This is a genomic window from Curtobacterium sp. TC1 (assembly GCF_019844075.1).
Classification (GTDB): domain Bacteria; phylum Actinomycetota; class Actinomycetes; order Actinomycetales; family Microbacteriaceae; genus Curtobacterium.
The window spans coordinates 290815-310518 of the sequence record NZ_CP081964.1 but is presented as its reverse complement, the minus strand read 5'-3'; the positions used below and the strand labels follow the sequence as shown (position 1 = coordinate 310518).

21 protein-coding genes are annotated in these 19704 nt (G+C 71.7%); 15 read left to right on the top strand and 6 right to left on the bottom strand.

The genetic code is table 11. The annotated features are described in order from the left end of the window. Window positions 1-110: 110 nt before the first annotated feature. From KZI27_RS02615 to KZI27_RS02605, 3 genes are read left to right on the top strand one after another with little or no spacing between them, the layout of a single operon-like run. Window positions 111-1295: an ROK family protein gene (locus tag KZI27_RS02615; protein ID WP_123310899.1), complete on the top strand. Its 1185-nt coding sequence runs from the start codon at window positions 111-113 to the stop codon at window positions 1293-1295. Beyond that, window positions 1288-2835, top strand: coding sequence for a M81 family metallopeptidase (locus tag KZI27_RS02610; RefSeq protein WP_261784028.1), 1548 nt, complete (start codon window positions 1288-1290; stop codon window positions 2833-2835). Before KZI27_RS02615 ends, KZI27_RS02610 begins: the two co-directional genes overlap by 8 nt. Continuing rightward, window positions 2832-3572: a copper homeostasis protein CutC gene (locus KZI27_RS02605; protein ID WP_222659201.1), complete on the top strand. Its 741-nt coding sequence runs from the start codon at window positions 2832-2834 to the stop codon at window positions 3570-3572. The genes KZI27_RS02610 and KZI27_RS02605 overlap by 4 nt, the downstream gene beginning before the upstream one ends. A 13-nt stretch (window positions 3573-3585) precedes the next feature. Here the strand turns inward: KZI27_RS02605 and KZI27_RS02600 are convergent, their stop codons facing one another. After that, on the bottom strand, window positions 3586-4773 hold the full coding sequence (locus KZI27_RS02600; RefSeq protein WP_222659200.1) for a Fic family protein: 1188 nt from the start codon (window positions 4771-4773) through the stop codon (window positions 3586-3588). Between the two features lie 223 nt (window positions 4774-4996). Here KZI27_RS02600 and KZI27_RS02595 point away from each other — a divergent pair, with 223 nt between their 5' ends. Beyond that, window positions 4997-6016 carry a Gfo/Idh/MocA family protein gene (locus tag KZI27_RS02595; RefSeq protein ID WP_222659199.1) on the top strand — a complete coding sequence of 340 codons (1020 nt, stop codon included), beginning with the start codon at window positions 4997-4999 and terminating at the stop codon, window positions 6014-6016. Next, the gene (locus KZI27_RS02590; RefSeq protein WP_222659198.1) at window positions 6013-7041 is read left to right on the top strand and encodes a Gfo/Idh/MocA family protein; all 1029 of its coding nucleotides are present in this window, start codon (window positions 6013-6015) and stop codon (window positions 7039-7041) included. Before KZI27_RS02595 ends, KZI27_RS02590 begins: the two co-directional genes overlap by 4 nt. 46 nt (window positions 7042-7087) lie before the next feature. On the opposite strand, the gene aztA is transcribed toward KZI27_RS02590, so the two are convergent. Beyond that, complete coding sequence (gene aztA / locus KZI27_RS02585; RefSeq protein WP_261784027.1) at window positions 7088-7714, bottom strand: zinc ABC transporter ATP-binding protein AztA; 627 nt, start codon at window positions 7712-7714, stop codon at window positions 7088-7090. Window positions 7715-7764: 50 nt separating this feature from the next. Here aztA and aztB point away from each other — a divergent pair, with 50 nt between their 5' ends. The 4 genes from aztB to KZI27_RS02565 are packed head-to-tail and all read left to right on the top strand — an operon-like array spanning window position 7765 to window position 12015. Then, the gene (gene aztB, locus KZI27_RS02580; RefSeq protein WP_222659197.1) at window positions 7765-8667 is read left to right on the top strand and encodes a zinc ABC transporter permease AztB; all 903 of its coding nucleotides are present in this window, start codon (window positions 7765-7767) and stop codon (window positions 8665-8667) included. Then, on the top strand, window positions 8664-9884 hold the full coding sequence (locus KZI27_RS02575; RefSeq protein ID WP_222659196.1) for an ABC transporter: 1221 nt from the start codon (window positions 8664-8666) through the stop codon (window positions 9882-9884). Before aztB ends, KZI27_RS02575 begins: the two co-directional genes overlap by 4 nt. Beyond that, complete coding sequence (locus KZI27_RS02570) at window positions 9881-10810, top strand: metal ABC transporter substrate-binding protein (protein ID WP_261784026.1); 930 nt, start codon at window positions 9881-9883, stop codon at window positions 10808-10810. The genes KZI27_RS02575 and KZI27_RS02570 overlap by 4 nt, the downstream gene beginning before the upstream one ends. A 26-nt stretch (window positions 10811-10836) precedes the next feature. Continuing rightward, window positions 10837-12015, top strand: a complete 1179-nt coding sequence (locus KZI27_RS02565) for a hypothetical protein (protein ID WP_222659195.1) — start codon at window positions 10837-10839, stop codon at window positions 12013-12015. Window positions 12016-12093: 78 nt separating this feature from the next. On the opposite strand, the gene KZI27_RS02560 is transcribed toward KZI27_RS02565, so the two are convergent. Continuing rightward, on the bottom strand, window positions 12094-12450 hold the full coding sequence (locus KZI27_RS02560; protein WP_123294566.1) for a VOC family protein: 357 nt from the start codon (window positions 12448-12450) through the stop codon (window positions 12094-12096). Between the two features lie 177 nt (window positions 12451-12627). Between KZI27_RS02560 and KZI27_RS02555 the strand changes: the two genes are divergently transcribed. Both KZI27_RS02555 and KZI27_RS02550 read left to right on the top strand, forming a co-directional pair. Beyond that, entirely contained in the window at window positions 12628-13086 is a 459-nt protein-coding gene (locus tag KZI27_RS02555; RefSeq protein WP_222659194.1) for a DUF4383 domain-containing protein, read from the top strand. A 141-nt stretch (window positions 13087-13227) separates the two neighbouring features. After that, window positions 13228-14049 (top strand): aldo/keto reductase, encoded by an 822-nt coding sequence (locus KZI27_RS02550; RefSeq protein WP_222659193.1) that lies wholly within the window; start codon window positions 13228-13230, stop codon window positions 14047-14049. A 72-nt stretch (window positions 14050-14121) separates the two neighbouring features. Here KZI27_RS02550 and KZI27_RS02545 read toward each other — a convergent pair whose 3' ends face one another. Next, window positions 14122-14709: a HEAT repeat domain-containing protein gene (locus tag KZI27_RS02545; protein WP_222659192.1), complete on the bottom strand. Its 588-nt coding sequence runs from the start codon at window positions 14707-14709 to the stop codon at window positions 14122-14124. 234 nt (window positions 14710-14943) lie between these two features. Between KZI27_RS02545 and msrA the strand changes: the two genes are divergently transcribed. Beyond that, window positions 14944-15465: a peptide-methionine (S)-S-oxide reductase MsrA gene (gene msrA, locus KZI27_RS02540; RefSeq protein WP_222659191.1), complete on the top strand. Its 522-nt coding sequence runs from the start codon at window positions 14944-14946 to the stop codon at window positions 15463-15465. Between the two features lie 89 nt (window positions 15466-15554). On the opposite strand, the gene KZI27_RS02535 is transcribed toward msrA, so the two are convergent. Beyond that, a complete protein-coding gene (locus tag KZI27_RS02535) occupies window positions 15555-16556 on the bottom strand; it encodes an aldo/keto reductase (RefSeq protein WP_222659190.1) in 1002 nt (333 codons plus the stop codon). Window positions 16557-16675: 119 nt separating this feature from the next. Here KZI27_RS02535 and ppk2 point away from each other — a divergent pair, with 119 nt between their 5' ends. The 3 genes from ppk2 to KZI27_RS02520 all read left to right on the top strand — a co-directional run bounded on the left by ppk2 (window position 16676) and on the right by KZI27_RS02520 (window position 18788). Beyond that, complete coding sequence (gene ppk2, locus KZI27_RS02530; protein WP_222659189.1) at window positions 16676-17623, top strand: polyphosphate kinase 2; 948 nt, start codon at window positions 16676-16678, stop codon at window positions 17621-17623. 86 nt (window positions 17624-17709) lie between these two features. Beyond that, window positions 17710-18276, top strand: coding sequence for a hypothetical protein (locus KZI27_RS02525; RefSeq protein ID WP_222659188.1), 567 nt, complete (start codon window positions 17710-17712; stop codon window positions 18274-18276). After that, the gene (locus KZI27_RS02520) at window positions 18273-18788 is read left to right on the top strand and encodes a DUF6611 family protein (protein WP_222659187.1); all 516 of its coding nucleotides are present in this window, start codon (window positions 18273-18275) and stop codon (window positions 18786-18788) included. The genes KZI27_RS02525 and KZI27_RS02520 overlap by 4 nt, the downstream gene beginning before the upstream one ends. Window positions 18789-18829: 41 nt before the next feature. Here the strand turns inward: KZI27_RS02520 and KZI27_RS02515 are convergent, their stop codons facing one another. Next, window positions 18830-19639 carry an N-acyl homoserine lactonase family protein gene (locus tag KZI27_RS02515; protein WP_222659186.1) on the bottom strand — a complete coding sequence of 270 codons (810 nt, stop codon included), beginning with the start codon at window positions 19637-19639 and terminating at the stop codon, window positions 18830-18832. Window positions 19640-19704 lie beyond the last annotated feature (65 nt).

Genomic DNA, 19704 nt, shown 5'->3' with positions numbered 1-19704 from the left:
AAAAACTGCGTTTCTGCCGATCGGACGAAAGGGTGAACGGGCCGTTCCGCCGGTTAGGCTCCGGGTGTTCGGTCGGATCGACCGTCGTTTCCCCCGGATTGGAGAAAGTCGTGACGGACCTCTCTGCTCGCGTTCTCGAACTCGTCGCGTCCGGCCAGGCCGCGAGTCGCACCGAGATCGCCACGCTGCTCGGCGCCGCTCCGTCGACGGTGTCGCACGTCGTCAGCCAGCTGCTGTCGCACGGGTTGCTCGCGGAAGAGGGCACCGACGTCTCGACCGGTGGACGCCCGCGCAAGGTGCTCCGCATCGGCGGCGTCGACGAGTACGCGGTCGCCGCGGACGTCGGCGGCGGCCACGCGCGGGTCGGGATCGTGCTGCCAGGAGGCGCGCTCGAGTCGGTCGCGAACGTCCCGTTCGCCCTCTCCGACGGTCCGACCGCCGGACTGCAGCGACTGGCTGGCCTGCTCGAGCGGCTCGCGGACGACCGTGGTCGCGCCGGCCTGCGCGGGGTCGGCCTGAGCCTGCCCGGTCCCGTCGACGTCGAGGCCGGTGTCGTCGACCTGCCGAGCCGGATGCCGGGGTGGAACGGGTTCCCCGTGGCGGCCTGGCTGTCCGAACGCTTCGGCCTGCCGGCGATCGTCGACAACGACGCGAACTGCATGGCCGCCGGCGAGCAGAGCGTGCAGCCTCCAGGACGCCGGCAGACCATCACGATCAAGGCCGGGTCGGCGATCGGCGCGGGCATCGTCATCGACGGCCGCCTGTACCGCGGGTCAACGGGCTCGGCCGGCGACATCACCCACGTGCGGATCGACGCCGCCGGTGACACCCCCTGCTCGTGCGGGAACACGGGGTGCCTCGAGACCGTCGCGTCCGGGGCCGCCCTGGTGCGGATCCTGTCGGACGCCGGGGTCGACGTCTCCTCGACCGCCGACGTCGTCCGACTCGCTTCGGACGCCCACCCCGAGGCCACCCGTGCCGTCCGCCTGGCCGGACGGTACCTCGGCGAGGTGCTGGCGGCCAACGTGAACTTCTTCAACCCGGACGCCGTCTACCTGGGCGGCATCCTCTCCACCCTCGACCCCTTCATCGCAGCGGTGCGCAGTCAGCTGTACGAGAGCTGCCACCCGCTCATGACGCAGCACCTGGCCATCGAGCCGGTGTCGCTCGGCGCCGATGCCGGGCTCGTCGGTGCCGGGCAGTTCGCGCTGCAGCGGGGCCTCGCCGCCTCGCTCGAGGAACTGTCCACCCCCATCCCGCAGTCCACCACCAGGAACAGGAGCGTCCGTGTCTGAGACCGTGTCCGCCACCCCCGCCGTCGCCCGACGTCCGGTCGTCGCCATCGCCGGACTGGCGATCGAGACGTCGACCTTCACGCCCACCCGCACGCACGCTCCGGCGTTCCACCCGGACCGCGGCGACGAGGTCGTGGCGCGGTACCCGTTCCTGTCCGCGATGTCGGACACGGCGGACTTCCGTGGGGCGCTCATCGGGCACGCGCTGCCCGGCGGCATCGTGGACCGCGCCTCGTACGAGGAACTCGCGACCGAGATCGTGACGCGACTGCGCGCGATCGTCGACGCCGAGCACGTGGACGGCCTCTGGTACGACATCCACGGCGCGATGGTCGTCGAGGGGCTCGACGACGCCGAGACGGACCTGCTCGGGCGGATCCGCGCGGTGATCGGCCCGGACGTCGTCGTGTCGGCGTCGATGGACCTGCACGGCAACGTCACGCGGGAGCTCGCCCACCAGGTCGACCTGGTGACCTGCTACCGGATGGCCCCGCACGAGGACGCCATGGAGACGAAGGAGCGGGCCGTCCGCAACCTGGTCGACGTGCTCACCACGCGTCCCGCCGGCGCGCAGCGCCCCGTGAAGGCCTGGATCCCGATCCCCGTCCTGCTGCCCGGCGAGCAGACCTCGACCCGCCTCGAACCCGCCGCCTCGCTGTACGCACAGGTGCCGCTCGTCGAGCAGACCGACGGTGTGCTCGACGCCGCGATCTGGGTCGGCTACGCCTGGGCGGACCAGCCGCGCGACCAGGCCGTCACCGTCGTCACCGGATGGGACGAGGCCGCCGTCGCCGCCGGCGCCGAGCGACTCGCCCGAGCCTTCTGGGACGCCCGCGAGGACTTCGTGTTCGTCGCGCCGACGGGCACGTTCGAGGAGTGCCTCGACGCGGCGCTCGCTCCCGGCGCCGCGCACCCGTACTTCGTGTCCGACTCCGGGGACAACCCCACCGCGGGCGGCTCCGGCGACATGACCTGGGGCCTGACGCAGGTGCTCGCGAACCCGGCGTTCGCGAGTGCCGACGGCCCCACCCTGATCTACGCGAGCGTCCCCGGACCCGCCGCGGTCGCCACGGCCGTCGCTGCGGGGGTCGGCGCGACGGTCACCGTGACCGCGGGAGCCGAGGTCGACGACGTCCACGCCGGACCGATCACCATGACCGGCCGGGTGCACGCGATCAAGCACGGCGACCGCGACGCCGAGACCGAGGTCGTGCTGCAGGTCGGCAGCGTGTTCGCGATCCTGACGAAGCTCCGGAAGCCGTACCACCACGAGCACGACTTCACCGACCTCGACCTGGCACCGCGGCAGGCGGACGTCGTCGTCGTGAAGATCGGGTACCTCGAGCCGGAGCTGTTCGACATGGCCGCCGACTGGATGCTCGCGCTCACCCCTGGTGGTGTCGACCAGGACCTGCTCCGCCTCGGGCACCACAGGATCGCGCGCCCGATGTTCCCCTACGATCGAGTGTTCCCCGAGGCCCCGGACCTGACCGCCAGGATCATCCCGGCCTCGGACCAGCCACTCGGAGCCTCTGCATGACCCCTTCGCCCGTTGCACTCGAGATCGCGGTCACGTCGCCCCAGGGTGCCGTCGTCGCACGGGACGGCGGGGCCGACCGGGTCGAGCTCTGCGTCGGGCTCGAGCTCGGCGGTCTCACCCCGTCACAGGCCCTGGTCGAGACGACCCACGAGACCGGGATCCCGGCGCACGCGCTGGTCCGGTGCCGCCCCGGCGGGTTCGTGCACAGCCCCGACGAGGTCGAGCTCATGGTGCGCGAGGTCCGGACGGTCCTGCGATCCGGAGCCGCCGGCGTCGTCGTCGGTGCACTGCGCCCCGACCGGACCCTCGACGAGGACGCCCTGCGGCGCTTCGTCGACGCCGCCCACTCGGTCAGTGCGACGGCCGAGATCACCCTGCACCGGGCGATCGACCACGCGGTGGACCCCGTCGCCGCAGCAGCCACGCTCGCGGCGCTCGGCTTCATCCGCGTGCTGACGTCCGGCGGTGCCCCCACCGCTGGTGCCGGCGCAGCCACGATCGCCCGGATGGTCGACGCCGCCGGGCCGGTGCAGGTCATGGCCGGTGCCGGTGTCACCCCCGCCGACATCGGTGCGCTGGTCGCCACGGGCGCAGCCGCCGTGCACCTGTCGGCCAAGCGGGCCGCGCCGGACAGTGCGCACGCGGGGGTCCCGATGGGCGGTGCCGACGACGGCTCAGCGCACTTCGTGACCGATGCCGACGTCGTGGCGGCCGCGCGACGCGCCCTCGACGCCTGACACCGGGCCCGGGTCAGCCGCGACGCCCGGCCCGCCTGGCGAAGGCGTCGAGCGCTGCCAGGACCTCGTCGTTGCGGTACAGGACCCCGTGCTGGTACTCGTTCTTCGACACCAGGATCCCTGCTCCGACGAGTTTCTGGAGGTGCGGGTACGCGTTCCGCGGTTCGATCCCCATCTGGGAAGCGAGCACCGTCGCGTTCAGCACCGGCTGCCGCGCGACGACGTCGAGTGCGGCCCAGACGCCCGAATCGCTCCGAGCATCGACGCGGTCGCGCCAGCCCTGACGGATCCGCTGGATGTCGTCGACCAGCTCCGTGGCGTTGCCGATGGCGGTGAACGACGCTTCCGCCACCCGTCGGATGATCGGCTCGACGGCACCGCGGCGGTACGCCGTCAGCGCCTCGACGTAGCCGTCCGTGTCGGTCAGGAGACCTGCCGACACGGGAACCGTCACGTTCCGGGTCAGCTCGTTCGAGCGCAGCATCGCCTGCAGCAGGGCACGCCCCGTGCGACCGTTCCCGTCGGTGAACGGGTGGACCGTCTCGAACTGAGCATGCGCCACCGCGACCTGCGCCAACCGCGGCAGGTCGAGGCGCCGCGCGAACGCCATCACGTCGTCGATCAGCGCCGGGACACGCCGCCAGGCCGGAGCGACGTAGTCGGCACCGACCGGGGAACGTCCGTCCGTGCCGATCCAGACGGGCTCCTGCCGGAACGCTCCGGCGTCGTGGTGGGGATCACCGTCCATCAGCACCGCGTGCATCGCGAGCACGGTGTCCGCGGTCAACTCATCGGACAACTCGATCGCGGTGCGCATGGCTCGGGTGTTGGAGACGATCGCCGTGGCGTTGCGTTTGCCCGGAGCACCGATCTCGGCAGCGAAGACCTGTCGGGCGCTGGCCGTCAGGTGCTCGATCTGCGAGGACGCCGCGGCTTCGGACCGCAGCAGGAGGGACGAGAACGGTGCCACCTCGCCACCGAGTTCGCCGTCGAAGCGCACGAGCGCCGTCGAAGCCTCGTCGACCAGCGTCGCCACCTCGTCGCTCAGCCGGAGGGCGGCCGTGGAGATGTGCGGCGGCACGGCGGCGAGGTACTGTTCGCGCACCGTGCTGCGTCGAGCGGCACGAGGACCGTGGTCGGCATCACGCCGCTCCCAGTCGAGTTGCTCGTACTCCAGCGCGGGCCAGGTGCTCGTGGACACTCCTGCCTCCAGACCTCAGAACAACTGCGCCAGATTTTCTGACTTGTGCCACTATCTCAGAAAATCTGTCCATCGGGTTCTGACCTCGACTCGACCACGAAGTGGAAGGCCGATCGAGGGGGCCTGGCGTGGCTCCGCCTGAGCACTGCCCTCCGACCGGCGGCTCGGTAGCATGGCCCGGTCCCCGTCACCGTCGACCGGCCCACCCCGCGAAGGAGCCCCGATGCCCCCGACCCCGCCACGGACCGGCCTCGTCGGCGCCGGCGGCATCGCACACGCGCACATGCCGGGCCTGCTCCGTCTCGGCCCGGTCGTCGTGTACGCACAGGACAGCGCCGAGGACCTGGCCGCCGCGTTCGGTCCGGCCGCAGCCGCCGCGGGTTCCTCGATCATTGTCGTCGACTCGCTCGACGACCTGTTCGCCGCCGTCGACGTCGTGGACGTGGTGACGCCGACCTTCGCCCACGCCGAGGTCGTGCGCGCCGCACTCGCCGCCGGCAAGGACGTCGTGTCCGAGAAGCCGCTCGCCCGGACCGACGCCGACGCCACGGACCTGGTGTCCCGTGCCCGCGAGGCGGGCCGACACCTCTACCCGGCTCACGTGGTGCGCTTCTTCCCCGCGTACGTGCGCCTGCACGAAGCCGTCACCACGGGCCTCCTGGGCGACCTGGCCGTCCTGCGGTTCGTCCGCTCCGGCGCGTTCCCGATCCGCACCGCGTGGTTCGCCGACCGGGCACTGTCCGGCGGCATCGTGATGGACCAGATGATCCACGACCTCGACATCGCCCGCTGGGTCGCCGGACCGGTCACCACGGTGTCGGCGGTCGGCGTCCGCGCCGGCACCGAAACCGAGCCGGTGGAGGCGGCGCACGTCCTGCTCACGCACGAGTCCGGGGCGATCAGCCACGTCGCCGGGATCTGGGGGCCGCAGCACCTCGCGTTCTCGACCGAGTACTCGGTGACGGGCACGCGCGGCAGCCTGGCGCACCGGTCGCTCGACGAACAGGACTACGTCGCCGACCTCGCGGTGCCCGACGCTGCGGACGGCTTCCTGCCCGAGGTCGACCCAGCCGACGACCCGTACGGACTCGAGCTCGCCGAGTTCCTCGGGGCGTTCGCCGGCGGTGCCGCACCCCGGGTGACCGCGGCGGACGGCGCCGAGGCGGTCCGGATCGCGAACGCGGCACTCGAGTCGATGGACACCGGACAGCCGGTGCACCTGGCGACGGGGGCCCGCGCATGACCGCTCTGAAGATCGCCGTGACGTCGTTCGCGCACACCCACGCGATCGGCTACCTCACCGCCCTCGCCGCGATGCCCGGGGTCGAGGTCCGCGGTGCCGACCCGGACGGCGTCAGCACGGGCGAGACGGTCATCGAGCTGCGCGGCCGCGACCTGGCCGACGAGCTCGGGGTCGCCTACGCGGAGACGTACGACGAGCTGCTCGCCTGGGGCCCGGACGCGGTCGTCGTCACGAGCGAGAACGCCCGGCACCGCGAACTCGTCGAGGCCGCGGCGGCCGCTGGTGCGCACGTCCTGTGCGAGAAGCCGCTCGCGACCACGTGGGAGGACGGTCTCGCGATCCGCGACGCCGTCGAGGCCGCGGGCGTCATGCTCATGGTGGCGTTCCCGGTGCGGTTCACCTCGGCGTTCGACAAGCTCCGCGCGGCGCACGACTCCGGTGCGCTCGGGCAGCTGTTCTCGGTCCGCGGCGCGAACAACGGCATGCTCCCCCTGACCCGGTCGTGGTTCACCGAGCCGGAGCTGTCCGGCGGTGGCGCGATCGTCGACCACGTCGTGCACATCGCGGACCTGCTCGAGGGCCTGATGGGTTCGGCGCCCGTCACCGTCACGGCCGTGGCGAACCGCACGCTGCACGCGGCCCGGGCGCAGGCGGAGACCGCCGGACTCGTCACGATCACGTACGCGAACGGCGTCGTCGCGGCGATCGACTGCTCGTGGAGCAAGCCGGACACCTCGGCGGTGTGGGGTGGGCTGACGCTCGACGTCGCCGGGACGGGCGGCACGGTGTCGCTCGACTTCTTCGGGGCGGCTGCGCGCGGGATCGTCGCGGAGACCGGGCTGCCGATCGAGTCCCGCACCGGCGCCGACCCCGACGCCGTGATGCTCCGGACGTTCGTCGACGCCGTGCGGTCGGGCGTGCAGCCGCAGCCGGACGTGCACGTCGGGCTCCGGACGCTGTCGATCGTGCTCGCGGCGCAGGAGTCGGTGGCGACGGGCCGCACGGTGCCGGTACCCGGCGAGTAGCGACACGACACGGGGTCCGCGAGACACCGGTGCTCAGTGACCAGGATCAGCGCAGCGTGACCACGGCGTCGGCGGCGGCGATCGCCGCGGGGTCGTGCGCGGCGTGCACGACCACGACGCCGTCGGCTGCCTCGGCGGCGAGCGCCGCCACCACGAGCGCCGCCGAGTCCGCGTCGACGCCGGCCGTCGGTTCGTCGACGAGCAGCACCCGGGCCCGTTGCGCGAGGCCGAGCGCGACGAGCGTCCGCTGCCGCTGACCGCCGGAGAGCTCGTCGAGCGGACGGTCGGCGAGGTCGGCGATCGCCATCCGCTCGAGCTGCGCGTCGACGACGGCGCGATCGTCGCGGCCGAGCGGTCGCCACCAGGCCCGGTGGCGCCACCGCCCCATCGCGACGGTCGCGCGGACGGTGAGCGGGAGCGTGGTCGGCGGCACGGACTGGCTCACGTGGGCGACGCCGTCGGACGGGAGGCGCGTGACGCGCCCGGCGGTCGGCCGCAGCACGCCGGCGACCACGTCGAGCAGCGTCGACTTGCCGGACCCGTTGGGTCCGGTCAGCGCGGTGACCTGGCCGGCGGCGAAGGTCGCGTCGAGGCCGTCGAGGACGGTCCGATCCCCGCGCAGGGCTGTCACCCGGTCGAGGCGGACGGCTGGTGGCGGGTCGGTCGCTGGCACCTGAGCACGCTATCAGTATCGATACTCGTTTTCATGTAGCGTCTCGGACCGTGACCTGGCTGACCGATCCCTTCACCGTCGACTTCATGGTGCGCGCCCTGACCGGTGGCGCCCTGGCCGCGGTCCTGTGCGCCGTCGTCGGCACCTGGGTGCTCGTGCGCGGGATGGCGTTCCTGGGCGAGGCACTGTCGCACGGCATGCTGCCCGGCGTCGCGATCGCAGCCCTCACCGGCGTCCCCGCGGTGCTCGGTGCTGCCGTCAGCGCCGGGGTGATGGTGTTCGGCGTCGGGGCGCTGCGACGACGCGGTGGCTTGTCGTACGACACCTCGATCGGGCTGCTCTTCGTCGGGATGCTCGCCCTCGGGGTCATCATCGTGTCGGCATCGCGGTCCTTCGCCACCGACGTCACCGCGATCCTGTTCGGCGACGTGCTGGCCGTCACCCGCGCCGACCTCGGCGGACTGGCGGTCGCCGTCGCCGTCGCACTGGTCGTCGCCGCAGTGTTCCACCGGCCGTTCACCGCGCTGGCGTTCGACGTCCGCAAGGCCGCGACGCTCGGCCTGCACCCACGGCTCGCCGAAGTGGTCCTCATCGGCCTGGTCACGCTCGCCGTCGTGGCGTCCTACCGCGCGGTGGGGACCCTGCTGGTCGTCGGACTACTGCTCGCGCCCGCCGCAGCGGCCCGCGCCTGGACGAAGCACGTGGCCTCGACGATGCTCCTCGGCGCGGTGCTCGGTGTCGTCGCCGTACTGGTCGGGCTGCTCGTCTCCTGGCACGCCGGCACCGCCGCCGGCGCCAGCATCGCGGCCGTCGCCGTCGTGGGGGTCGCCCTGTCCCGCGCGACCGCCGCGGTCGCACGCACGATCGCGCGCGCCACCGCACGGAGCGACGCACACCCTGTCGACCACCCGGTCGACCCCCCCGTCCGAGCACCAGCACGAGAGGCACCATGAACCACGACCCGACCACCGACCGCGCGAGCACACGACTCCGGACGACACGACTCCTGGGAGCCGTGGGCCTGACGGCCGGCCTCGCCCTGACCGCCACGGCGTGCTCCACCACCTCGGCGCCGCAGGCCGACGGCCCCAACGCGACCACTGCTCCACACGGGTACGTGGCGGGCGCGACCGAGTCCCAGGAACCCCAGCTGGGCCTCCTCGCCGTCGCTGCGACCGGCGAGACGGCGCTGCACGACCTGCTCACCGGCGAGACGACCGACCTGGACCGCGTCGACGCGGCCGAGCACGCCGCGACCGACGGCCGGTTCCTCGTGACGAGCGACGGCGACCGCACCACGGTCGTCGACGGCGGCTCCTGGACCGTCGACCACGGCGACCACACGCACTACTACGCCGCCGAGCCGCGCGTCGTCGGGACACTCGAGGGCGGCGGCCCGGTCCAGGTGCACTCGTCGGAGACGACGACCACGATCGCCTGGCCGGAACGCGGCGAGGCAGTGGTGCTCGACCGCGCGGCACTCGGGCAGGGCGAGCTCGACGAGACCGCCCGACTCGACGCGACCGTGCTGCTGCCGCTCGGCAAGCACCTGGTGGCCGCCGACGGCGACACCGTCCGCGTCCTCGATGGCGACGGAGCGCAGACCGGGTCGACCGGGTCGGCCAGCGCCGGACACGCCTGCACCGACCCCGCTGGTGGGATCGTCACCCGCGCCGGCGCCGTGGTGGGCTGCGCCGACGGAGCGGTCTTCGTCGACGATGCCGGCGGGACCTCGTTCGTCGCGCTGCCGGACGACGCCGAGCGACCGACCGACTTCGCCGCGCGGGCCGGCCGCCCCACGGTCGCCGGACTCGCGGGCGACACCGGGTTCTGGCTGCTCGACGTGCGGGAACGCGCGTGGCAGCACGTCGCGACCGAACGGCCACTGCGCGCCGTGGTCGCCGTCGACGACCAGGACGAGCACGTGGTCGGGGTCGACGACACCGGCCGGGTCGTCGTCGTGACCGCGTCCACCGGTGCCGTCGCGACCACCGACCCCGTGGTGGACGGCGACACCGCGCCGCTGCTGCAGCTCGACGCGCAGCGCGCCTACGTGGCCGACCCGACGAGTGCCGTCGTGCACGAGATCGACTTCGCGGACGGCGCCCGCGTGGCCCGGACCATCGAGTTGCCGTTCGCGCCCGCCGCGCTCGCCGAGGTGGGACGGTGAGCGGGAGCGCGCCCGTCCGGCGCACCGCGCGGACACTGACCGCGGCGCTCGTCGTCGCAGCCGTCGCCGTCACCACCGCCGGCTGCACCACCGCCGGCTCGGACCGTCCACTCGTCGCCGTGACGACGAACATCCTGGGCGACGTCGTGACCGAGGTCGTCGGGGACCGGGCCGACGTCATGGTGCTCATGCCGCCCGGTGGCGATCCGCACTCGTTCGAGGTCTCCGCCCAGCAGGCGGCTCGGCTCCGGAGCGCGGACCTGGTGGTCGAGAACGGCCTCGGGCTCGAGGAAGGGGTGGCCCACCACGTCCGCGCCGCGGCCGACGACGGCGTGCCCGTGTTCACCGCCGGCGACGCGATCGACGCCCTGGAGTGGACCACCGACGACGACAGCGGCCCCGATCCGCACTTCTGGACGGACCCCGCGCGGATGGTCGACGTGGTCGAGGCCCTCGACGACGAACTGGACGCCGTCGGCATCGACGCACCCGGCGCCGAGGCCTACACCGACCGGCTCGTCGCCCTCGATGCCGACATGACCGCCGCCTTCGACACCGTCCCCGCCGATCGCAAGGCGCTGGTGACGAACCACCACGTGTTCGGGTACCTCGCCGACCGCTACGGGTTCCGGGTGGTGGGGGCCGTGATCCCGAGCGGCACGACCCTGGCGTCCCCGAGCGCAGCCGACCTGCGTGACCTGGCGGACGCGATCGAGCAGGCGGGCGTCCCGACGATCTTCGCCGACGCCTCGCAGCCCGCCCGCCTGGCCGAGGTCCTGGCGGAGGAGGTCGACGTGCAGGTGTCGATCCGCTCCCTGGCGACCGAGTCCCTGACCGAGGACGGTGCGGCGTCGACCTACCTCGGGATGATGCACTCGAACGCCGAGGCGATCGTCGACGGCCTGACGACTCCGATTTCTAATTGAGAATGAGAATCAGTACAGTAATGTCCATGACCAGAACCCAGACCCTCCGCGCCGCGGCACTGCCGACTGCGCTGCTCGGTGCCGCAGCCCTGGCCCTGACCGGGTGCGCCACCACCGCCGCCGACGCCGAGCGGACCTCGACCCCGAAGGCCGACGGCACCCGCATCACACTCACCTACGACGGCGGCCTGCTCGTGCTCGACCAGGACCTGCGGGTCGTGGCCGACGACGCCGTCGACGGCTTCACCCGCGTGAACCCCGCCGGCGACGGCCGCCACGTGCTGGTCACGGTGCCGGAGGGCTTCCGGGTGCTCGACACCGCGGCGGACCCGGCCCTGACCACCGCGGTCTTCCCGGCCGACACCGGCGGGCACGCCGTCGTGCACGGCGACCGCACCGCCCTGTTCGCCGACGGCACCGGCGACGTGACGACCTTCGACAACACCGAGCTCGACGGCGCCGAGCTGCCCGAGGTCGAGACGACGGAGTCCGAGGCCGCCCACCACGGCGTCGCGATCGAGCTCGAGGACGGCACGCTCCTGACGACCATCGGCACCGAGGAGAGCCGCTCCGGCGTGCGCGCCCTGGACGCCGACGGCGAGGAGATCACCCGGTCCGAGCAGTGCCCGGACGTGCACGGCGAAGGTGCCGTCACGGGTGAGGTCGCGGTGTTCGGCTGCACCGACGGCGCCCTCGTCTACGCCGACGGCGCGTTCGAGAAGCTCGACGCCCCCACGGAGTACGGCCGCACCGGCAACCTGTTCACCACGGACACGTCATCGGTCGCGGTCGGCGACTACAACGACGACCCGGACAGCGAGGGCTACCTGCTCGACCAGATCGCCCTGATCGACGCGGCCTCGGGGAAGTACACCGTCGCGGACATGCCCGACGGCGTCGGCTTCACGTTCCGCGACCTCGCACGCGGCCCCGGCGACGAAGCGGTGGTCCTCGGTGACGACGGCGCCCTGCACACCTTCGACGAGACCACCGGCGACCAGCTCGACTCGTTCCCCGTGATCGACGCGTGGGAGGGCCCGGCCGAGTGGCAGGACGCCCACCCCGCCGTGAAGGTCGCGGGCGACATCGCCTACGTCACCGACCCCGCCGAGCAGAAGGTGCACGCGGTCGACCTGACCACCGGCAAGGTCGTCGCCTCCAGCGACGCGCTGCCGGGCGTGCCCAACGAGATCGCGGTCGCGTAGCGCTCTGCAGGCGACCACCCGCAGACGGGAGGCCCGGTGCCAGCTGGCACCGGGCCTCCCGTCCGTCCTGGGACCGCGTCAGCCCTGCGGCGGCGCGTAGAACTGCAGGTCGTTGCCCTCGCTGTCCTTGAACGGGACGATCTTGCCCCACGGGTGCTCGCTGATCTCGCCCTGCACGTCCGCACCGCGCTCGCGGATGCTGGCCAGCTCGTCCTCGATCGACCCGTCCGGCTGGAACGTGATGACCGCTCCCCCGCCGCTCGACGGGCTCGCCGACTCACGGCCGTTCAGACCGATCATCAGACCGTTCGCGTCGATCTCGCTCCAGTCGTCGGACTCGTCCGTGACCGTCAGCCCGAGGGTGTCGCGGTAGAACGCGACCGCCCGCTGCATGTCGGTGACCGGGACCCATACCGCTGCGACTCCGCTTGCCATGGTGCTGCCTTCCGTCGGTGTTGCCGTACGGCGGAGCGTAGGCAGCGAGGCATGCGGGCCGACTCAGCAGGATCACCGGCGTTCGGAAATCGGATGCGCCCTGCAATCCGACTGCGCATCGGCCCCGAATCCCCTGTGCGCAACATCCGTGGCGCGCTCGACAAGAGAGGTCTCACCATGACCAGCAACGCAGCAACCGCTCGCAACCGCACCGGCTCGACGTGGACCCAGAAGGGTGCGCTCCTCTTCGGTGTCGTCTTCCTGATCGTCGGCATCGCCGGCTTCATCCCCGGGCTCACGATGGACATGGGCTCGATGTCCATGGCCGGTCACGGCTCCATGGCCCTGCTCCTGGGCCTGTTCCAGGTGTCGGTCCTGCACAACATCGTGCACCTGCTGTTCGGCATCGTCGGACTCATCGCAGCCCGTTCGGCGTCGGGCGCTCGCCTGTACCTGGTCGTCGGCGGCATCGTCTACGCGGTCCTGTTCGTCTACGGTCTGTTCACGGCCGGCATGGCGGACCCCGCGGACTTCGTCCCCCTGAACAGCGCGGACAACGTCCTGCACGCGTTCCTCGCCGTCGCGATGATCGTGCTCGGCTTCGTGCTGCCGCGCATCGGCGCGCGCACGCGCTGACAGTCGTCCGTCGCCTGCCGCGTTCGCGCCCCCAGGCGGGCATCGCGCCCACGTGAGTCGGGGCGCGATGCCCGTGCAGGGGCGCGGTGCGCGGTGGCGGCGCTCCACACGTCCACCAACCCGCGGCGTACTGTCCGTCGCATGCCCGCTCTCACCGACACGTTCACCCTGTCCAACGGCCTGCACATCCCGAAGATCGGCTTCGGCACCTGGCAGATCCCGTCCGGCGACGACGCCTACGACGCCACGACGACCGCCCTGGACGCCGGCTACCGTCACATCGACACCGCCCTGGCCTACGGCAACGAGGCCAGCGTCGGCCAGGCCATCCGTGACAGCGCCGTTCCCCGCGACGAGGTCTTCGTCACGACGAAGCTGCCGGCCGAGATCAAGACCGCAGACGGCGCCCGCGAGGCCTTCGAGACCTCGAGCCGCAACCTCGACGTCGGCGTCATCGACCTGTACCTCGTGCACGCACCGTGGCCCTGGGACGCCATCGGCTCCGACCACCGCGACGGCAACGTCGAGGTGTGGAAGGTCCTGGAAGAGGTCTACGACGCCGGCCGGACCCGCTCGATCGGTCTCTCGAACTTCGCCGTCGCCGACCTCGAGGACCTGCTCGGCCGCACCGACGTCGTCCCGCACGCGAACCAGATCCGCTGGTTCATCGGCAACACCCAGGACGAGACGACCGCGTTCGACCGCGAGCACGACATCCTCACCGAGGGCTACTCGCCGCTCGCCACCGGCGGCCTGCTCGAGAACACGCAGATCGCCGAGATCGCGGCGAAGTACGACAAGTCCGTCGCCCAGGTCGCGATCCGCTACCTGCTCGAGAAGGACGTCCTGCCGCTGCCGAAGTCCACGACCCCGTCGCGCATCGCCGCGAACGCCGACGTCGACTTCGTGCTCGCCGCCGAGGACGTGGCCGCGCTCGACGCGCTCGAGGACACCGCGAGCTGACGCGGCCCGACTGACGGACGGGAGGCGCGGTGCCCGCTGGCACCGCGCCTCCCGTCCGTCAGCTGGTTCGCTTCACTCGATCTTCTTCAGCCCGAGCGCCGCCTTCTTCCGCACCCACGGGCGGTCGTCGGTCAGCTTCTCCTCGAACGCCGCCCGCGCTCGAGGATTCGGCCGCTTGCTCAGTGCGAACACCGCATGCCCGCTGATCTCGTGGTCGTCCATGAGTTGCAGGAGGACGTCGACCGCTTCGGGCCGCTTCGACTTCCCCAGCGCGAGGGCCACCATCTGCCGTGCACGTCCGTACTGGGGATCGAGCGCGAGCGCTGCCACGTCGTCGAAGTACGCGTCCACGTACGCTGACTCGACCGAATCCCCTGCTGCCCAGCAGGTACCCGCTTCGTCGGGGAAGTTGCGGAACGCCTCGATCAATGCAGGCACGGCTGTGCCCTTTGCCGACGGATTCGTCAGCGCATGAGCGACTGCCCGCTGCATCATCGGCGTCCGCGCCTTCCGCAACCACTCGATCAGCGTCGGCACCGCGTCCTTGTACCGGATACCTGACTGAGCGAAGACGGACAGGTTCGAGAAGTCGTACCCCAGCTTGCGGAGGTCGGCCAGGATCGCCGCCTGCTCGGCAGCTTCTTCTGGAGTGAACGGCATCAGGTCCTCGGGAGCACTTGGGGGCAGGTCGTCTCTCCGCGCACCGTCGGATCGACAGCGTCGTCGGGCAATGCTGACCTCTTCATGTGAGCCCGACCGTACCGCAGGGGTGACACGGAGCACGTCCTCGTACTGTCGAGGTGTGCCGGCCCGGCGACGGGAACAGACAGCCCCCGTTGCCGGTTGCACCACACGGTGCCGCAGCCAGCGGTACGACGACCTCAGGAGGCCACCATGACCACCACCGAAACCGCCATCCTCGCCGGCGGCTGCTTCTGGGGAGCGCAGCAGCTCCTCCGTCGCCGACCCGGCATCGTCAGCACCCGCGTCGGCTACTCGGGTGGTGACACCCCGAACGCGACGTACCGCAACCACGGTGATCACGCCGAGGCGGTCGAGATCGTCTTCGACCCGTCGGAGATCTCGTACCGCGACCTGCTCGAGTTCTTCTTCCAGATCCACGACCCGTCGACGAAGGACCGCCAGGGCAACGACGTCGGCCGTGCCTACCGTTCCGCGATCTTCTTCACCTCGCCCGAGCAGGAGCAGGTCGCGCGCGACACCATCGCCGACGTGGACGCGTCCGGTATCTGGCCCGGCAAGGTCGTCACCGAGGTCGAGCCCGCAGGCGACTTCTGGCAGGCCGAAGAGGAGCACCAGGACTACCTCGAGAAGTACCCCGCCGGGTACACCTGCCACTTCGTGCGCCCGGGTTGGAAGCTCCCGCACCGCGACGAGGCGACCGCGGCGGTCTAGGGGCAACCCACTGACGGACGGGAGGCGCGGTGCCAGCTGGCACCGTCCCTCCCGTCTGTCATCTCGTCGGGTCCACCGCGCCGCGCGGCTCAGCCGCGCGGCACCAGTGCGTCGATCGCCGCCAGCTCCTCGTCGGTGAGCGGGGCGCCCGCGAGCGAGTCGAGCGTGCCGTCCAGTTGACGGACACTCGATGCCCCGACCAGCGCCGACGTGACGGCCGGCTGCCGGAGCACCCACGTGATCGCGAGCTGGGCGAGCGTCTGCCCGCGTGCTGCCGCGATGTCGTTGAGCGCCCGCGCCGTGGCCAGGTACTCGTCGTCGATGCGGTCCGCACCGAACCAACGGCCCTCGGCGGCACGTGAACCCACCGGCACCGAACCGTCCAGGTAGCGGTCCGTCAGCAGCCCGCCGGCCAGCGGCGAGAACACGATCGCGCCGGTGCCGAGTCGCGTGAGCTCGTCGAAGAGCCCGTCCTCGGGGACGCGGTCGAACATGTTGTAGCGCGGCTGGTGGATGAGCAGGTGCATGTTCTCGGCAGCGAGCGCCTCGGCTGCCGCGGCGGTCTGCGCCGGGTCGTAGTTCGAGATGCCGGCATACAGCGCCTTGCCCGAACGGACCGCGGTCACGAGGGCGCTGACCGTCTCCTCGATGGGGGTCTCAGGGTCGGGACGGTGCGAGTAGAAGACGTCGACGTAGTCCAGGCCGAGGCGCCCGAGGGACTGGTCGAGCGACGCGAGCATGTACTTGCGAGAGCCCCGGTCGCCGTACGGGCCCGGCCACATGTCGTAGCCGGCCTTCGTCGACACCACGATCTCGTCGCGGTACGGGCGCAGGTCCGACTCGAGGATGCGGCCGAACTGCTCCTCGGCCGACCCGGGAGGCGGACCGTAGTTGTTCGCCAGGTCGAAGTGCGTGATCCCACGGTCGAACGCGTGCAGCACGATGTCGCGCTGCGTGGTGAGTGCGCGGTCGGCGCCGAAGTTGTTCCACAGGCCGAGGGAGATGCGCGGCAGCATGAGGCCGCTCCTCCCCACGCGCTGGTACGGGAGCTGCTCGTAGCGGTCAGCGGCAGGCAGGTGGACGTCAGGCATCGTTGCTCGATCCGGGTCGGGGACAGGCCATCGAGAACGCTACCGCGTCGGATCACGGAGCCGCGTGGTCACCTGTGGGACACGTCCGGTTGGGCAGTTGTCGGGTCGCACAGGACAGGATGGGACCAGCCGACCGATCGGCGGGCAGAGGAGACACCGTGGACACAGCGCCGTACTCGCAACCACTCCGGGAGTACATCGAGCAGCTCCGGACCGAGGGCTACAGCGTCGCGGACGGACACACTGCCGACCCGGACCTCATCGACCCGCACGGCAACCCCGTCCTCACGTGGCGCGACGACTACCCGTACGACGAGCGTCTGCCGCGCGACGAGTACGAGTACTCGAAGTACCAGCTGCAGATCGAGCTGCTGAAGTGCCAGTACTGGCTCGAGGACACCGGGCAGAAGGTCGTCGTGCTGTTCGAGGGGCGCGACGCCGCGGGCAAGGGCGGCACCATCAAGCGGTTCACGGAGCACCTGAACCCCCGGACGTCGCGCGTCGTGGCGCTCAGCAAGCCGAGCGAGCGGGAACGCGGCGAGTGGTACTTCCAGCGCTACGTGCAGCACCTGCCGTCGGCCGGCGAGATGGTCCTGTTCGACCGTTCCTGGTACAACCGCGCCGGCGTCGAACGGGTGATGGGCTTCTGCGACGACGCCGAGTACGAGTCATTCATGACCCAGGTGCCGCAGTTCGAGCGGATGCTCGTCGACTCCGGCATCCACCTGACGAAGTTCTGGTTCTCGGTCACCCGCCGCGAGCAGCGCACCCGCTTCGCGATGCGGCAGCTCGACCCGGTGCGCCGGTGGAAGCTGTCCGACATCGACCTGCTGTCGCTCGACCGGTGGGAGGACTACACCGAGGCGAAGATGGCGATGTTCACGCGCACCGACAAGCGGTACGCACCGTGGACCATCGTGCGGTCGAACGACAAGAAGCGCGCCCGCCTGAACGCGATGCGGTACTTCCTGACGCAGTTCGACTACCCGGACAAGGCCGTCGACGTGATCGGCAAGCCGGACCCGCTCATCGTGCGGCGCGGCAAGCGGGACGTGGACATCGAGTGAGCGGACCGTCAGGAGTCGGCACGCGGGCGTAGGGGTTCCGTCAGGGCACCTTCCCCCTTGCTCGCCCGCACGGGAACGTGTCCGGTGTGACACTGACAGCGATCATGCCGACGCTCCGTGCGTCCCTGCCGGATCCGATGGACCCGGTCCTGTGGCCGGCACACACCGTGGCGACCACCGACGACCTGGTGGTCGCCGCGATCTCGATGGTCCGGCTCGCCGACCTGACCGGCACCCCGAGCGTCCACACCGCGGAGCAGTCGCCGCCGCGCTACCGCCCCCGCGGCTGGACCCCTCGTGACGTGAGCGTCGCGGTCGCGTCGGTCACCCGTGTCCGACGGCCGCGCACCGGGGTGGTGCTCCTGGAACTGGACGCGGTCCTGCCGACCTGCGCCGTGCTCGACCAGGTGCGTCTGATCGGACGCCGGAGCACCGCTCCCCTCGCCACGATGTACGTCGTCACCCGATGCGACGGTCAGGCCGACGGTCCGTTCCACCGCCTCCCGGCTCCGCTGCCGGCCGACGTCCGCGATGGCGACCTGGTCTGCTTCCCCTGCCTCACGACCGTCCGGCACCGGGACGTCGTCGGCACCGTCGAACCGGTCAGCACCGTGGAACCCGTCCGCGCCGAGCTCCTGCCGGTGGGACGGTGACCACGGCGACGTCGGTCCGCGACCGCCTGATCGACGGGCCGCACCTGTGGGGCCGCTACACGATCCGGCCGGTGGGACGCACGATGTGGACCTCGCGGACACTCGTCGTGTTCCCGCCCGGGACGAACACGAGTGAGCGCCTGCTGCTCCGGGCGTGGCACGTGTGGCCCGCCGTCGGGGCGTTCACCGCGCTCGTGGTCGTGGTCCTCGCGGTCTCGGTACCGGCGGCGGGCATGCCCGTCGGGCTCGCGCTGTACGCCGCGGGGTTCGTCGTCCTCGGCCGGGCCACCAGGCGGCTGCGGCCACGGGTGCGCTCGATCACCGTGACCACGTTCCTGGGCACCGGTCGGCCGGAGGTGCACGGCGACGAGCGGCTCCTCGCCGGGTCGCTCGACGCGCTCTCGATCCTGGAGCGGGCGGTGCGGGCGCACCGGCTCGCGCCCGTCGACTTCGAGCTCATCTGGGCGGACGTGTGGGCCGCGCTGCCGGAGCAACCACCGCGGGCAGGGTGACCCATCCCGAGCGCGGTGCCCCGCTGGCCGGACCCGCCGGCTCAGCGCCGCCAGGCCGCCCACTCGGGGTCGTGCCCGGGCCAGACCTCGACGCCGGGCTCGGCGGCCAGGTCCGCCAGCCGGTCGATCGAACGCTGCGCCTCGAGCTCGTCCCCGGCCCTCCCCACCCAGCCACACGGAGTCCGCTCGGTGAGGTTCCGCTCGAGGTCGGCGGCGTCGCACGCGAGCACCACGGTCCGATCCGGCAGGTCGATGCGGAACGACTGGTGCCCCGGCGTGTGTCCGCGGGTGTCGAGTGCGGTCAGGCCGGATGCCAGTTCCGTGTCCCCGTCGAGCAGGAACACCCGGACGTCGGCGTCGAGCACGTCGTCGACGACGACCGTCTCCCGCCGACCGATGCCGCTCCGCAACCAGTCCCACTCCCGTCGCTGCAGCGCGACCGGGGTGCCCGATGGGACGAGCCGGAGGCCGCCCGTGTGGTCGAGGTGCACGTGCGAGATCGCGCAGAGCGCCAGGTCGGCCCACGCCAGTCCCGCAGCCGCGACCCCCTCGGCGAGCGCGTCGCCCGGCGGCACGACCGCCGTGTAGCTCTCGTACTCGTAGTGCGCGGCACGCGCCTCGGGGTCGCGCACGCGGTCGACGTTGAACCCACCGTCGAGGAGCACCCAGCCGTGGTCGAAGACGACGGCCGCGGCGGTGACGGGTTCGAGGAGGAATCGTGCGGGATCGCCGCCACGCAGGGAGATCGACTCGGGGATCGGTTCCCACCCGAGCACGAGCGGCACGAGCCCGCGTGGCCGGCCCCCGAGTGCGGTTCCGGTCCACACCGCCCCGTCGAACGTCTTCGTCATGCCCTTGCACCTCCGGCTTGATTGGATACAATTTGTGCCAATCCGAATCCATTGTGCCGGAGTTC